General features: G+C 38.4%; 19 protein-coding genes and 2 pseudogenes. All 21 read left to right on the plus strand.

Annotated features, from left to right (window positions below; genetic code table 11):
• The first annotated feature begins 525 nt into the window (after positions 1 to 525).
• Entirely contained in the window at positions 526 to 966 is a 441-nt protein-coding gene (locus BGC07_RS23465; protein WP_268801678.1) for a DotH/IcmK family type IV secretion protein, read from the plus strand.
• Positions 950 to 1,297: a DotH/IcmK family type IV secretion protein gene (locus BGC07_RS23470; RefSeq protein ID WP_268801679.1), complete on the plus strand. Its 348-nt coding sequence runs from the start codon at positions 950 to 952 to the stop codon at positions 1,295 to 1,297. The genes BGC07_RS23465 and BGC07_RS23470 overlap by 17 nt, the downstream gene beginning before the upstream one ends.
• A 6-nt stretch (positions 1,298 to 1,303) precedes the next feature.
• Positions 1,304 to 2,515, plus strand: a complete 1,212-nt coding sequence (locus BGC07_RS14220) for a TrbI/VirB10 family protein (protein WP_069313635.1) — start codon at positions 1,304 to 1,306, stop codon at positions 2,513 to 2,515.
• A 5-nt stretch (positions 2,516 to 2,520) separates the two neighbouring features.
• Entirely contained in the window at positions 2,521 to 2,727 is a 207-nt protein-coding gene (locus tag BGC07_RS19595; RefSeq protein WP_077216921.1) for a hypothetical protein, read from the plus strand.
• Complete coding sequence (locus BGC07_RS14225) at positions 2,717 to 3,454, plus strand: hypothetical protein (protein ID WP_139121707.1); 738 nt, start codon at positions 2,717 to 2,719, stop codon at positions 3,452 to 3,454. Before BGC07_RS19595 ends, BGC07_RS14225 begins: the two co-directional genes overlap by 11 nt.
• A 19-nt stretch (positions 3,455 to 3,473) precedes the next feature.
• The gene (locus BGC07_RS20780; RefSeq protein ID WP_158006956.1) at positions 3,474 to 3,617 is read left to right on the plus strand and encodes a hypothetical protein; all 144 of its coding nucleotides are present in this window, start codon (positions 3,474 to 3,476) and stop codon (positions 3,615 to 3,617) included.
• Positions 3,617 to 4,486: a hypothetical protein gene (locus BGC07_RS14230; protein WP_158006957.1), complete on the plus strand. Its 870-nt coding sequence runs from the start codon at positions 3,617 to 3,619 to the stop codon at positions 4,484 to 4,486. The genes BGC07_RS20780 and BGC07_RS14230 overlap by 1 nt, the downstream gene beginning before the upstream one ends.
• 27 nt (positions 4,487 to 4,513) lie before the next feature.
• The gene (locus BGC07_RS14235) at positions 4,514 to 4,915 is read left to right on the plus strand and encodes a hypothetical protein (protein ID WP_069313636.1); all 402 of its coding nucleotides are present in this window, start codon (positions 4,514 to 4,516) and stop codon (positions 4,913 to 4,915) included.
• Positions 4,916 to 4,935: 20 nt separating this feature from the next.
• The gene (locus BGC07_RS14240) at positions 4,936 to 5,439 is read left to right on the plus strand and encodes a DotD/TraH family lipoprotein (protein ID WP_235603257.1); all 504 of its coding nucleotides are present in this window, start codon (positions 4,936 to 4,938) and stop codon (positions 5,437 to 5,439) included.
• Positions 5,432 to 6,181, plus strand: coding sequence for a type IV secretory system conjugative DNA transfer family protein (locus BGC07_RS14245; RefSeq protein WP_069313637.1), 750 nt, complete (start codon positions 5,432 to 5,434; stop codon positions 6,179 to 6,181). The genes BGC07_RS14240 and BGC07_RS14245 overlap by 8 nt, the downstream gene beginning before the upstream one ends.
• A 44-nt stretch (positions 6,182 to 6,225) precedes the next feature.
• Complete coding sequence (locus tag BGC07_RS14250) at positions 6,226 to 7,281, plus strand: ATPase, T2SS/T4P/T4SS family (RefSeq protein WP_235603258.1); 1,056 nt, start codon at positions 6,226 to 6,228, stop codon at positions 7,279 to 7,281.
• Between the two features lie 20 nt (positions 7,282 to 7,301).
• Positions 7,302 to 7,541, plus strand: a complete 240-nt coding sequence (icmT, locus tag BGC07_RS14255; protein ID WP_069313638.1) for an IcmT/TraK family protein — start codon at positions 7,302 to 7,304, stop codon at positions 7,539 to 7,541.
• Between the two features lie 24 nt (positions 7,542 to 7,565).
• Complete coding sequence (locus BGC07_RS14260) at positions 7,566 to 9,110, plus strand: type IV secretory system conjugative DNA transfer family protein (protein WP_317135136.1); 1,545 nt, start codon at positions 7,566 to 7,568, stop codon at positions 9,108 to 9,110.
• Positions 9,111 to 9,162: 52 nt separating this feature from the next.
• Positions 9,163 to 9,864, plus strand: a complete 702-nt coding sequence (locus BGC07_RS23690) for a hypothetical protein (RefSeq protein ID WP_317135137.1) — start codon at positions 9,163 to 9,165, stop codon at positions 9,862 to 9,864.
• Positions 9,857 to 10,318, plus strand: coding sequence for a hypothetical protein (locus BGC07_RS14265; RefSeq protein ID WP_069313639.1), 462 nt, complete (start codon positions 9,857 to 9,859; stop codon positions 10,316 to 10,318). The genes BGC07_RS23690 and BGC07_RS14265 overlap by 8 nt, the downstream gene beginning before the upstream one ends.
• 479 nt (positions 10,319 to 10,797) lie before the next feature.
• Positions 10,798 to 11,372 (plus strand): annotated as a pseudogene (locus tag BGC07_RS24175) (secretion/conjugation apparatus DotM-related subunit).
• Positions 11,365 to 11,928 (plus strand): type IVB secretion system protein IcmJDotN, encoded by a 564-nt coding sequence (gene icmJ / locus BGC07_RS14275; RefSeq protein ID WP_069313640.1) that lies wholly within the window; start codon positions 11,365 to 11,367, stop codon positions 11,926 to 11,928. Before BGC07_RS24175 ends, icmJ begins: the two are co-directional and overlap by 8 nt.
• 24 nt (positions 11,929 to 11,952) lie before the next feature.
• Entirely contained in the window at positions 11,953 to 12,384 is a 432-nt protein-coding gene (gene icmW, locus BGC07_RS14280; RefSeq protein ID WP_069313641.1) for a type IVB secretion system protein IcmW, read from the plus strand.
• Positions 12,385 to 12,389: 5 nt separating this feature from the next.
• Positions 12,390 to 13,289 carry a hypothetical protein gene (locus tag BGC07_RS22630; RefSeq protein WP_235603261.1) on the plus strand — a complete coding sequence of 300 codons (900 nt, stop codon included), beginning with the start codon at positions 12,390 to 12,392 and terminating at the stop codon, positions 13,287 to 13,289.
• A complete protein-coding gene (locus tag BGC07_RS22635; RefSeq protein ID WP_235603262.1) occupies positions 13,219 to 13,626 on the plus strand; it encodes a hypothetical protein in 408 nt (135 codons plus the stop codon). Before BGC07_RS22630 ends, BGC07_RS22635 begins: the two co-directional genes overlap by 71 nt.
• 112 nt (positions 13,627 to 13,738) lie before the next feature.
• Positions 13,739 to 15,017, plus strand: a pseudogene (locus tag BGC07_RS22640) (AAA family ATPase); the annotation flags it as partial.

Genomic DNA, 15,017 nt, shown 5'->3' on the forward strand with positions numbered 1-15,017 from the left:
TTATATTTAAAATAAAAGCTTATTTTCCTTAATATAGATTTAAGAAAACTGAAAACTTATATGAAGTGTGCTGATTAAGTATGTTATCTGAAGTAATAAAATTGAAAAATAATCAAGACAGCGTTCAGGTGTTTTTTGGATGTAATTATTTACAAAGAGATTGAATCAGTATAGAATCTCGGGACTTTGATGCTGATATATAGCTTTGGTCAAATAATTAAATTTGTAATAAATTCATAACAACTTTTTTTGGCGATTTTTTAGCGTTTTTTAGAATATTATATTCTTGAATAACCTAAAGTAGGTTTAATTTGGTTGGGATTGTATAGGTTAGTTCGTTCTAAATTGTCGGATTATATTGATTTTCAAAAAAATTTATATATTTGCTTTTTTAATAGTTAGATTCGTTTTATGTGAAATTTATTAATATGTTAGGAAAAGACTGCAAGGTTTTAGGAATTATGAAGAATGGTATTTCCCTTGTATTAATTGATTTTTTTTGCTAATTCAATTGCAAATGCTGATGTGAGTACAGCTGCTTTCAATCAACTAACAAAGAATGATTTTCCTTTAAAGCCGAGTCAAATTCATCAATATAAAAACTTATATGATGCACAACAAAAGGCAGAGTCTGCACCTGCGGGAGACGAACCTCGTGAAAGCTCATCCTCTATTATACCTGTGGGGTTACAGCCTGGAGGAGTTGAGCCTATCGTCCGTGTTGCAAAAGGGATGATTAGCTCCATTGTTATGACAGATCAATCTGGCAAGGTGTGGCCGATTAGTTCGTACAGCCTGGGTGATCCCGAAAATTTTAATATTCAATGGAATAAAGCGAGTGGAGTGCTGATGGTCCAAGGGCTAAAGGCTTATGGACAGGCCAATATTGGTATTATGCTAAAAGGTTTAGATATCCCTGTGATGCTCTCTTTGGTTTTAGGGCAAAAAAATGTGGGATTATCTTGATTATATTCGTGTTCAAAGTTACCAGTCTGCCGATGAAGCGACTGCCGCGACGACACAACATGCACCTGATGATTTGATTCAATTGCTTAATGGGCTCGCACCCGAGGGTGCTAAATCTCTTAAAGTAGAAGGTGGAGCTGCGGCACAAGTTTGGTTATATCGAGGGATGTACTTGCTGTTAACTCCGGGGGTCTTAGTTTCACCACAATGGCAGGCCAAGCAAAGTAGTACTGGACCGGACCCACTACATGCGTATGAGCTTTCTGCAACCCCGTCATTGCTTATTTCTATGAGTGGTGTACTAAAGTCTGTTACAGTGCTGAGTAGTTAGAATTCAATGAAACTAAAAACAATTAAACGCGCAAAAAGCTTTTTATCTGCACACCCTAGGCTGCGTGTGCTCATTATTTTTATTGTTATCATGAGTATTATTGTCATATTAGTTAATAACCTTGCACAACCTAAAGCGATAACTTCATTGGGAGGCTCATACGTAAGCAGTCCAGATGAGCATATGGGTGAAGGAGCAACAAAATATACCAATAAAGTTTATGATCAGATGAGCCAAACCAATCAGGCTGAAGAGGTGAAACAAGCTGAGACTCAAGGGAAAACACTTGTGGCCGAATCAACCCAAAATATTCACCCACAAGCGTATAAGATGAACCAACAAGACCGGCAAATTGAAGAAATTACTGGCTCTCATATTTTCAAAAAAATATTACATAGAGAAGCTGTGCAAAAACAGTATCAGCCTGTCGAACGAGCAACACAAAAACAGAATAATACGGCGCAAGAGAAGCAGCAAAGAACTCAAGAATACTTCGCCGCAGTTTCAGAAAAAACAGCTCAAATGGATAGCCAAATTAAAAGAATGTCAGGTCGTTGGGGTCACGTTGCGGTTCAGCAAGGCATGGTCGCTAAAGTTGCAGCCGCAAGTGGTTCAGCGAATGCGGGGCAGCTTCAGGGTGATCATGGCAATGTTATTGAGAAAGCAGGGAGTATTCTATTTGCAGTTTTAGATACCCAATTAAACAGTGACCAACCGGGTACACCGGTGATGGCAACGATTGTCCAGGGGAAATTTAAAAAGGCTAAATTACTTGGAAGCTTTAAACGCGAAAACGATAAGCTTGTGATTATTTTTGACCGCATGTCTTTGCCAGCGCTTGACCACACGATATCAATTAAAGCCTATGCGATTAATGCAACAACGGCACAAAATGCATTAGCTTCTGATGTCGATAATCACTACTTACTGCGTTACGGTGGTCTGTTTGCATCTGCTTTCTTACAAGGTTTTGGCGAGTACTTTTCCCAAAGTGCATCAGGTGGGGTCTGTGGAAGTAGTTCGACTTGTATTGTTACTGGAGACCAATCTAATAATGAAGCAAATCGCACGACGAGAAAAGCGATTTACTCCGGTTTTGGACAAGTGGGGTCTATTCTTGCGGATAAAGCAAGTCGAGAGTTCGACCGTCCTCCGACTGTGACATTAAATCAAGGTGTTGGAATGGGAATATTATTTATGTCGGATGTGAAGGTATAAGTCCTATGAGTGATATAGAAAAAAATTATAATTTTGATGATGATCAAGAAGAAATTAAGCCTGAAGTTGCTGACGATAATAAAGCAACAAAAGAAGACCAGCGGGCCATCGTGCGCAATCGTATTTCTTTATGGGAAAAAAATACGGCCGATGCTGCATTACTATATTATCGCTGGAGTTGCCATCTGCATTGCGGGCTATATGATGTATAATGCTTACGAAACCCTATACCCTGCAAAAAAAGAGCCTGCTGCTGCAAAGAATTTAAACTTTTCGAACTTAGATTCATCAGCGAGAGCTTCTCATAGTGCTCCTGCTATGGCAGCCGAATCTGTGCCTGGTTTTTCTAATAAATCGGTAAAAAATATAACTAGCACTTCAACGGCTGTTAATGAAAGCGGTCAGCATTTTAGTCGCCTAAACCAGGATGCATCGGCTATAAGGCTTGATAGGAAAGCAGCTCTATTGTTAAAGGAAAATTCAGAAGCAACGAATAAAAAATTACTTAAAATTGAAAAAGAGCTGGATAATCTATCAAATGAAGTAAGGTATCTGGCAACTACTAAAAGTAATCAAAGTAACTTAAATGACCAAATCAAAAACCTTTATCAAGTGGTGAAAAATATCGCTGATAAAGAAAATTCTAATTTTTCTTTGCTTTACCAAAATATGAATGCGAGTCAGAATGAGGTATCTCACCTTGGAAAATTAATTAAAAATAATAACGCTCAAATTAAACTCATGCTTGCTAATCAATACAGTCATCGAGAGAAGTTAAGGTTAAGGGCGATTATTACTGGAAGGGCTTGGTTGGTTAATGAAGCAGGCGTGACTTATACACTGACCAAAGGTAGTGAAATTCCAGGGTATGGAAAGGTGGTAAAAATAAATGACTCTAAAGAGCAAGTTGTTATGAGCTCTGGCTATATTTTTAGATAACTAAATGAGGTGATGAAGAATGAATAAGGACCATACTTTCACCTTTAAAGTGATGTCGCTTATTATACTGCTGTTATTTTTAGAGCCATCATATGCAACGACTGCGCCTAGCTCATTTTCTGATATGGCGGCAGATTGGGAAGTTACTTTTAAAAAATATTAGTGATTTTTTTCGAATTGATCGCTGCTTTTACAGGAGTTGTCCTTGTTATTGCAGGATTAATTAGCTTAAAAGGTGGGAAAAATCAGCAACAAGAGCAAGGCGCTGCAAAAATTGGCGTTTCTTATTTGGTGTTTGGAGGCGCTTTATTAACGATTGGCACATTAGCTGTAATATTGTCAAATACAATTAACCATCCACCTACTTCGTCCAATTTATTGCCAGGTGTACCGACACCAACAACACCGACGAATATGTATGATGCAATTATTGTTTATTTATTAAACCCATTTTTGCACTTGGTTAATGTTATCAGCCCTGTTCTGGGTATTGGTGCCCTCGGCGTTGGCGTTCATCGTTTGCGCCACCATGCCAACCCTAGGCTAATGTCTATGCATCGGCGTTCACCGATGGCTTCTGGATTTTATTTCTTTGTTGGAGCTGTATTAACATGTCCTAATTATTTGATCGAGGCCTTAAGTGGCTCGTTATTTCGAACTCCACAGTTAATCGACAGTCTTTGTGGCACTTCGAACGGAGAAGGGTTTCTCTCTTATTTTAATGACTTAAGTAGCTCATCGATCCTTGTTTTTTCAGATGGTAAGTTGCAATGCGCTGTTGCTAATGCAGCACAAACAAATGATGAGAATTTAATTAAATTAGCCTATGCAATCTTATTTGTTGTTGGTCTGATTTCATTTATGCGCGGCATATTTTTATTAATTAAACTGGGTGAGCACATGGGAGGGCAAGATGCTAGTTTATCGAGAATAGTTGCACATGTTCTTGCGGGAATTGTTGCAATTAACGCAAGTGTTTTTATAGATATTTTAAGCCAAACCTATCATTTAATTACCGGGTTAACTATTTAATTATATTTTAAATATTGGGAGAACATCATGAAAATCAAATTTTCAATTCGAAGAAAAAATTTGCTTTTAGGCGCCACTTTGCTGGCATTGGCAGTCACATCAGCCTATGCGCAAGATAATACCTTAACAAACCTTTTTTCAAGCTGGAAAGGAACTGCGCTTAATGCATTAGTTTTCGTTGAATTCGTTAGTGGCTTTGGTGGCATGATTCTTATTATTATGGGGTTGTTCCACTTACGTACCGGCCATGGCGGTCAGGGAGGCGGGCAGCAGGTCCAAGCTAAAAATGGCTTTATTCATATGGTGCTGGGAGGCTCTTTGCTCGTTGTTGGGACAATTGCTGCAGTACTGGGTCACACGGTAAATCATGGTGTAACTGGCAGTGTTGATAAGACATTAAGTGGCTTTAACTTTAAGCAAGGTTCATAAGCAAAGTGTGGAGTTGGGTTGTGAAGATTTCCTGGGTGGTAATATTATCTGCGGTTGTTGCCATGGTTCAAGGCTGTTCTTCACAGCCAACTAAAGTGAATATGCAAAGTTTAGAAAATGAGCAAATCAAAGATAATGCTGAAGTGCAAGCGGCCTTAACGCGTGCAGTGGCTCAAACAAGTGCTGCGTTATCAAGTTTATCTGAGATTAGACGTGCTCAATATCCTAAGCAACAAGTGATGCCATTTGCGAATATTCATGATTCGGCTTTAAATAAAAATATTTCGATCAATTGGTACGGACCGATAGGGTCCATTGTTAAAACAATCGCAAATGTTGTAGGTTTTGATTATCAAGAGTTTGGTAAGCAGCCTGATTTGCCTATCTTAGTGAATGTTAATTATCAGTCTACTCCTGCACTAGTTGCCTTACAAAATATAGAACTACAAGCGAATAATAAAGCGGCGATTAAAATTTTACCGAAACAAAAAATTATTAGTTTACGGTACCTTACTCATGATTGATCATGCCTTATACTCTTTAGAACAATTGAGTAATTTATCTAATACGTCAGGTCAGTATCAGCAAAAGCAACATTTGACGATACGGTTGCAAGCGATAAAAGACACAGCGCTCTCGCTTGGAGCACAAGCTGGTTTAGCCGCAGAGTCTAAAGTTCTCGATTCTTTTTTATTAAAGTACAGTAGCAAGCTTGATAAAATATTCGATTTTAACCAATTGCTATTGCAAAGTAATGTACTTCCTCCAGTTATTTCTGATTCCAGCCACTCGGTAAATGTTGGTCAAGATGCACAGTCAATTCGCGCTGCCGGTCGAACCTATAAAATAATAAGCCAGGTTCGGTTTGTCACGGCCCCTCCCACTTGGCGCGATTATCTGTATATGAGTTATGCTAAACCAGACTTGCCAAATAAAATTCTACTGCCGGAAAATGAAAAAGAAGAAATTATATGGAAAAAAAATATTTCAGAAGGTTGGAAGCGTGGTATTAACCAAGCAGTAACTATTTACAAAATTAACTTAAATAGATTGGTCCGAGACTATACCGGCATGGCTTTATACGAAAAACTTTTAACACAAGGCCTGGTGAGTCCTGTTTATGTTTCGAAGCAATACCAAGGCATTACGGGTGATAAAAATAAAGTGACGATTGATGACTGGGCATGGAAAATTAAAAACCAACCTGGTCTACAAGTCAAAAGCGGCTTGTGGCAACCTGTGGTGGGCGTTGATCATCATGAATAATTATCAGTTTATCAATGAGCCGGCTTATTTTACCCCGATAGAATTTGATCGTTTATTGGCTTTTTTTACATAATCAAGGCGCTTCGGATATTACCATTCAACCTGGTGAGAATGTGATTGCTGATATTCAAGGGTTACTGTATCGAGTGACCGCTAGGACACTGACTTTGCAAGAAGCGTCTGATTTAATCAATCATATTTATGGCCCAAATGCGACGGCTCAAGTGCAAAGTGGTACAGATTTAGATACTAGCTATCAGCTAAGCATTGCTGATGAGATTTTTCGTTATCGAGTGAATATTACAGCTTGCCAGTTTCAAGGCTATAATGGCCTACAAGTGACATTAAGAACAATTACCGCAGATCCGCCACCTTTGGCAAATATGGGCCTGGATGAGCAGTTGCGCCAAAGCTTAACGGTGCCTCAAGGGGTTGCTGTCATCAGCGGTGCAACGGGATCTGGTAAAAGTACTTTACTCGCCTCATTGGTCGCAAATTTCTTAGAACAGCCTGAAAGCCATTTGAAGGTGTTAACTTATGAATCACCGATTGAGTATGTCTATGATAATGTGATTAAGCCAAGTTCTGTGGTGAGTCAAAGTGAGATTCCAAGGCATTTACCGAGCTTTTCGGCTGGTGTTAGAAATGCATTACGTAGAAAGCCTGGATTAATTCTTGTCGGCGAAGCGCGAGATAAACCGACTTTAGAAGCGGTTATTGAAGCGTCACTGACTGGGCATCCTGTTTATACCACAGTACATAGTAATGGCGTGGTCGATAGTTTTCGGCGCATGGTTAATTTATTTGCTGCCGAAGAGCGTCAAGCACGGTTGTATGATTTGATTGAAACTGTGCGTGTGATTATCTGGCAAGCACTGGTACCAACCGTTGATGGTTCTCGCATGGCGGTTAGAGAATATTTAGTAATGACTGATGAGATTAAAGATCGCTTATATAAGTTTAATGGTGACAATATTACAGGCGTTTTAAAAGAGATATTGCGAGAGTCTGGAAAAACAATTGCCTGTGATATTCAAGATAAATTGTCTTTAGGAATAATTAGTGAGAAAACAGCTAAAAAATTCACTTTGGTTAAGTGATTACAAAAGAGGAGAGTATTATGAGTCAAAATGAATTATCAACCCACTGGCGGGACTCTGCATATTATCCAAAGCTTTTTATGCTTGATGCACGGGTCTGCTTTCCATTTTTATTATTCTTGTTGCATATGCGCATGAGCACATTACTCATTTCATTAATTGCAGTTATTTTTTTAGCCATTTTAAATAAATTTAATCTGACACTTCGTGCTTTTTTTACAGTATTAAGAGAAGCAGTCGCGGGTAGTAAAAAAAGATAGATACTGAGTAAAGCATTAGTCACCATGAAAACATTTAGAGGCATCATTCAAAATCAAGAGCAAGCCCAAGTTGAGTCCGTTCGTGACTTGCGTGGGTTTCATCGGCGCTTTGGTGATTTATTAAAAAATCGTACAGGGGCTTGTGTTGCTATTGTTGCTTTGTGTTTATTAAGCTTTATCTTTTCTTATTTGTCTGATGTTTTGTTGTTAATGATCTTAATGGTATTTTGGTATTCGATGTGGTCATCATCGATGTTGCCTTTTAAAAAGCCGATGCATAGTAAAGAAGTTGATCCAAATAACCCCAAGCCGGGTGGTAATACACCAGGGGATGCAGAAGGAATTTACCACTTTGGCAATGAATTTAATAGCAATAGTGAACTTTGGTTTAACAATTCAGATATGCGAACACACTGCTTGATTTTTGGCTCAACAGGAAGTGGTAAAACAGAAACCTTATTATCGATTTCTTATAATGCTTTGGTACAAGGTAGTGGTTTTATCTATGTTGATGGTAAAGGGGATAATTCTTTATTTGCAAAAGTATTTGCCATGGTGCGCTCGATGGGACGAGAAGATGATCTATTAGTGATCAACTTTATGACGGGTGCACGGGATATTATTGGTCCTCAAAAAGATATCGTTTCAAATACCATGAACCCCTTTGCCGTGGGGTCATCGAGTATGTTGTCGCAACTAGTGACAAGCATGATGGACTCAGGCGGTCAAGGTGGTGGTGATGGTGATATGTGGAAAGGCCGGGCTATTTCCTTTATTGAAGCATTAATGCGTGTTTTAGTCTATCTACGTGACCAAGAAGCACTATTATTGGATGCAGGAACGATCCGGCGTTACTTTACATTAGAGGCGCTAGAGGGCTTATATCATGATAAGAAAATATTAGACCAATTGGGCAACGAAAGCACTTATGAGGATGATATTCCTTTTGATGTAAAAGATCCTTTGGCTAATTACCTCGTCAGCTTGCCGGGTTATAAAATGGATAAAAAGGGTGAGCAGTCTGATAAAGTTTATGAGCAGCATGGTTATATTATCATGCAGTTGACTCGTATTTTTGGATCGCTAGCTGATGTGTATGCACATATTATTCGAACTAATTTGGCAGAAGTTGATTTTAAAGATGTTGTCTTAAATCGTCGTATTTTAGTTGTATTATTACCTGCACTTGAGAAATCTCCCGATGAACTTTCTAATTTAGGTAAGCTAATCATTGCATCATTAAAAGCCATGCTAGCTGCAGGTTTGGGTGATAAAGTAGAAGGGGATTATAAAGATGTTATCGAAACAAAGCCGACCAATTCAAATACCCCTTATTTATGCGTGTTGGATGAGTATGGTTATTATGCGGTAGAAGGATTTGCTGTTGTTCCTGCACAGGCTCGGTCGCTTGGTTTTTCGGTTGTTTTTGCTGGGCAAGATTTACCTGCTTTTCAAAAAGCGTCAAAGGAAGAAGCTGCATCAATTTGTGCGAATACGAATATTAAAATTTGTATGAAGCTTGAGGACCCACAAGAAACCTGGGAATTCTTCCGAAAAAACAGCGGGTGAAGCTTATGTTTCGGTAGCAAAAAGCTTTAACGCGAATCAGGCATCGACGACGATGAGTTACCAAGACACCATGGAGGCCAGTTTAGATAAACGCAATCGTGTGGATTTATTAGATCTAAAAGACCAACGTGAGGGTGAAGCTCATGTGTTTTTTAAATCGAATATTGTTCGAATGAAATCTTTTTATGCCAATCCACCAAAAGTTCAGCGTCTTAAAATTAATCAGTTTTTAAAAGTCGCACCTCCCTCTCAGGAAGAGTTAAAACGATTAAAAGCCATTAGCTTAGTCGGTGAGTTGGAGATTAATTTAGAAGAAAAATTAATTGAATATCATGAGAATGACTCACTGATTAATTCATTAATGAAAAGAGTGAGTGTGGCTGATTCGTTAAGTTTAGACCAAGCTTGCCAATGTGTGATTGAAATTAATGAGATGAATGAAGGAACTGGTGAAGAAGAGCATAGTGAGTTCATCCCTAAAAATGATGTCTTTTTAAATATTGCCTTAGAAAAACGAGTGGAAAGTATTTACTTTGACTTTGAAGTATCTAGTTTAGAGGATTGCTTGATTGACTATAAAAAAATTAAGATTGCTGTAGAAAAGCTTGCTATTTTAAGTGATTTATCAAAGAGTGATGTTAAGAATATATCCAGTGGTATTGCTGAGAAGCTTTCTGCAATCACTTCGTATACAGATGATCAACCGACAGAGAATGTTAGTGTATTGATTGATGAGATTATAGGCAATGAGTAATAATCAAAGCTACATTGAGAGGCAACAGGCAAAGCAACTTGCTGAGAATATTGGCAATCCATGTATCTTGCCTGATTTTAGGCGTTTAGCTGAAAAAGTCGATGAGCTTTATCAGGGGCATCTTTATCGTGTGGATACATTGCATCGAATTTGTGATGAAATTTATCCTGTAGAGAAAAATGGGCAAGACGAAAAAGGTGAAGGTGAGGGCGATACAGCCATTTCACCTTATTCTGTCATGAGTCTACTTTACTTGATTAATCCGCGGCGAACAATTTCAGTATTTATTGAGTTTTTGTGTTCGGATGAGAATGCAGAAACAGTAATTATGGACAATGCAAGACTGCTAGGGATTAAAGCTGTGAGTAAAGAAGCGGTTACGGTGATGAGCAAGAAAAAATCATCTAGCCAGCAAGAGCGCTCAGAACGCCGTCATGAAATATCGTTGGGGTAGTTATTATGCAACAAAATGAGCAAGGTGGCGTTCCTCATGTGGTTTATTATACGCTTGCTGTTGTTATTTTCTTATGTGTTTTATTCATTGGTTTTCATGATGAAGTGGTTCAGCTGGTATTATCGTTTAAGCTCTTTGAAATTGAATTAACACAGCTAATGACTGGAAAGCTAGATAATTTAGCAATATGGATTAGAAAAACACCAGCAGAGGCGGTGACTGGTCATGACCTCTATACGATTTCAGTCGCAGTGGGTTCGGTGATACGGTGGTTTATTCTCCCACTGGCATTATTAATGATTATATTATTGTGGAAGCTTCACCCAGGAAATAAATTATCAACAATACACAGCATGAATAGCTTGCTTGACAGTATGAAAAGTGAATTTCCAGAGACCATGCCGATTGTGAATCAGCGTTTGGCTGTGCAGTCAATCGATGAAGGGGGTTGGAGAATGGCGTTAACGCCTATAGAGTTTATGAAAAAACACCAGTTGTTTGCTGGGAAGGCTGCGATTAACCATGATCGGGCTCATGATCTATTCATTGCTCAACTCGGACCAAGCTGGCAAGAGGAGAAGTTAACGGCGGTAGAAAAAGCGGTGTTTGGTATCCTAGCTGCATTTGCATGCTATGACCGTGCGATTGCAGAAAAGGCAGCACGTGAAATATCAGCCTCTTCACAAAAAGAGGTATTAAATTATAGCTTAGCTTTACAGTTATTTAATCGCTATAAAAGTGAAAAAATCATTAAAAAATAATTAAAAAGCATCATTATACTTATACTGTATTTTCATCACTATTAGAAGCTGCTAGACAAAGTGGTATTGTGTCAACCGCTTCATTGCTATGGTTAAAGCCTCAAAATCGTTTGCTGTGGTATGTTTTAAATAATGTTGGACGTCGTGCTGTTTTTATTGAAGGAGCCGCTATTCGTGCACATTGGTTAGCAGAAAAAGCATTAATGCAACCAATTGTGACTCCGATGGTTAAAAAGGCTACCGATGGCCTTGAACTTGTTTTTAAAACAGTTGAGGTCGAAAAAGATGATTAATTTAAATCTACAAGCCATTCCGGGTAATATAATTAAATTTAAACGGCGTAAAACCAATAAAACGTTTCAGCAACTCACAGAAAAAATTGCCAGCCAAGCACAGTATCACTGTCAGTACTGTGGCCTATCATGCGAAAGTTTCTTTGATATTGTTAATATTGATGGCAACTATAGTAATAATGTTGAAAGTAATTTTGCACTTGCTTGTCAGCTATGTAGCCCTTGTTTATTAATGGATCAATATGATATTAGTTATAATGGTCATGACCGACTCATTTATTTACCAGAAATTACTCAAGCACATTTAAATCTTATGGTAGCTGCAATGGCAAAGCTGAGTGTCTCTGAAGAAAATAAAGAGCATATTATATCGGCTAAAACGCTGTACTCAAGTTTAAAAGATCGTGTTCAGTTCTTAAAAGAAGTGTGTCAATCTGATTTGAGCCACCCTGGAACATTTTTATTTATTAATAATGGTGAAAATAAAAATTATGAATTGATTTCAGGAGTTCGGTTATTATTTCCCTTAAATCGGGTTGCTGAGATTATATTATGAACTTTATTCGAAGAGGGAGCTAAAATGGTTGATTTCTCTGAGCGTGTTGCAGAATACTGGAAGGCTTATAAAAATAGCAATATTAATCATGCCTTGATTAATTTTGAATTTATAGAGCAAGAAATTTATCAGGTAGATGCTAATGATCAGTCAAAAATGATTGAGCTTTTATCGTTTATTGAGGAACAAGAAAAAATAGTGATTGACCAAGAAGTTTTATTAAGATTGATGAGCGCATTACCCGCGGCTTATATGTTCTACTTGTTGCATCAACTAAATCGAAAAGATGCTGAATATGTGGCTGGTCTTATTGATAAAGCGAATGACCATAAAGATAAAGAAGATATTTATAAGAATTTTTATGATAGAAATATGTTATTTGAGAAGCTACAAATTGTTTCTCGTATATTTTCTTCAGATAGAGTTAACAAATTAATTAGTGTGTTAAGTGAATAATTGCTATGGCTTTGGTTGATAAATTATTTGATAATGTTGAAAGTTTTTTTGCTTGGTCTGGTTTATTACTCAAGCAATCGCATACTGCTTATTGTGATTTAGAAACAGCAGATAGCAAGCATGTGCTGGTGACTAAAAATGCCTCATTGATTTCAGTGATACGCATTGATGGCTTTCGGCGTTTTATTGGTAAAGCTGAATTTAAGCATCTGTGTGAGCAATTTTGTGAAGCGGTGCAAAGCTCGTTTTCTTCAACGGGCCATTTTTTGCAATTTTATTTTAGTTATGATCCCGATGGAGTTGCTTACCATATTGATCAGGCCTTACAACCTGGCCAAGAAACAGCCTCTAGAATTAATTTAAATATTGATGATATCTTTTTATCCAAGCAGAAAGTTTTGGGTGATGTTTGCTCTCATGAAGACTGTTTTTTGATTATTTGGACAGAGCCGAGTGCGCTGCAGGCCAAATATATTAAGCATGCTTTCAAGGTGCAGCATGAAAAGATCCAGTCTTATAACTTACCAATGGCTAAAGAGGCCGCGAATTTATTTTTAGGTTTGCCCGAACTTAGAAATTTACATGATTCGTTAATAACAACGGTCGTTGAAGATTTGCAACAAATTGGTTTTTATATTAAATTACTTGATGTTCATAGCACCTTGTATGAAACACGTAAATCAGTTGACCCGACATTTACCTCGCCTGAGTGGACTCCTTCTTTGCCAGGAGATACCATCCCTATTCGTTTGGAAGAAAATGACAGTGCGCATAATAACAGTTATGATATCTCTAACATTATGTGGCCACCTTTGTCTTCTCAGGTTATTCCTCGTGAAGGTGAAAATATCGACTTCAAAAATAGCACGCATTGGCGATACGTTATATGCCCCCTTATATGTTGAACTATTTCCTAAAAATGTCCGTCCTTTTTATGATTTGTTTCGGCGCGCAATTGCTTCTGATTTGCCTTGGCGTGTTTCATTTCACGTGTCGGGTCATGGAATTAAAGTCACACAGTCTAAGAATTGGTTGGCTCAATTTTTAACTTTTAGCTCTTATCATAATAAATTAATTGTTGATTCCCATAAGCTATTAAAGTATTTAGACGAAAGAGGGGATGACCCCATCGTCAAGCTAAAAATGGTGCTGCTCACCTGGGCCCCCGATGGCCAGATGAACTTATTAAAGCAACGCTCTGCAAAGCTCGCACAACTCGTGCAGGCATCGGGGGGGATGTGAAGTTAAGGAGTTTTATGGTGACCCTTATGCCGAAGTTTTATCAAGCGCGGTTGCAGTACGCAATAAAAGCGCCGCAGTCACTTCAGGTGCGCCTTTATCGGCGGTTGCAAAAATGTTGCCGATTACACGGCCGGCTTCTCCTTGGAAAAAAGGTGCATTATTATTTAGAACGCCGGATGGTAAGCTGTGGCCTTATCAGCCAGGCTCTAGCCATCAGGTGAGTTGGATTGATATTATTTATGCTCGCTCAGGTTCAGGTAAGTCAGTATTATTAAATAGCTTGAATTTAGGTTTGTGTTTATCGCCGGGTTTATCTCAATTGCCACGGATTGCGATTATTGATATTGGACCATCAAGTAAGGGGTTTATTTCTTTATTAAAAGAAGGGTTAAGTTCAGAAGAAAAAAATACGGTGATTTATCATCGTTTAAAACTTGAGGAAGGCCATGCGATTAATCCCTTTGATACTCAGCTTGGCGCGCGTTTTCCAACAAAGTTGCATCGTTCTTTTTTAATTAATTTATTAAGCTTACTGTATGTTGAACGGGCTCAGGATAATGTTCCTGATGGGATGTCAGGTATGTTGAGTTTGCTTGTCGATGAGCTTTATCGGCAATTTAGCGATCAGGGGCAACCTAAACCTTATATTCCGCAGATGGATCAATATTTAGAGAAACAAATTGACAAAACTAATATAGAGATAAAACCAGCAATGAGTTGGTGGCAGCTGACAGATGCACTCTTTGAACAAGGTCACCATGATTTAGCTTGGCGTGCTCAAAAGTACGCAATGCCAACACTTGCAGATACGATTTCGACGGCACATTACCATGGTATTAAAGATATTTATGCTAAAGTCTCGTTACCGGGTAGCCAAGAAGATTTTGTTTCCGCATTTTGCCGGACAATGTCAGCGGTGATTCGAAATTTTCCGACATTAACTGCACCCACTCAGCTTAATTTAGAAAAAGCACGTATTATTGCTTTAGACCTAGAAGAAGTCGCGCGCTCAGGTTCTGCAGCAGCGGAGAAGCAAACGGCAGTGATGTACATGCTTTCCCGTCACGCTATGGCGCAGCATTACTTTTTACGCCATGATGATTTACGCACATTTCCAAAAGCGTACCATCGTTATCATGAAGAGCGGGTACGAGAAATTTTAGAAGAGCCTAAACGCATTGTCTATGATGAATTTCACCGTACGGCTAATAGCCCTTCTGTGCGAGATCAAATTATTCAAGATATGCGTGAAGGGAGAAAGTGGAAAATTCAAATTTCACTGGCGTCTCAAGCGCTACAAGATTTTGATAAGTTAATGGTTGATTTTGCGACGGGTGTCTTTATTTTAGACTCAGGCTCTACGCAAAGCATAGAAGAAACATGTAAAACCT

Origin of the sequence: Piscirickettsia litoralis (genome assembly GCF_001720395.1) — a bacterium.
Lineage (GTDB): Bacteria > Pseudomonadota > Gammaproteobacteria > Piscirickettsiales > Piscirickettsiaceae > Piscirickettsia > Piscirickettsia litoralis.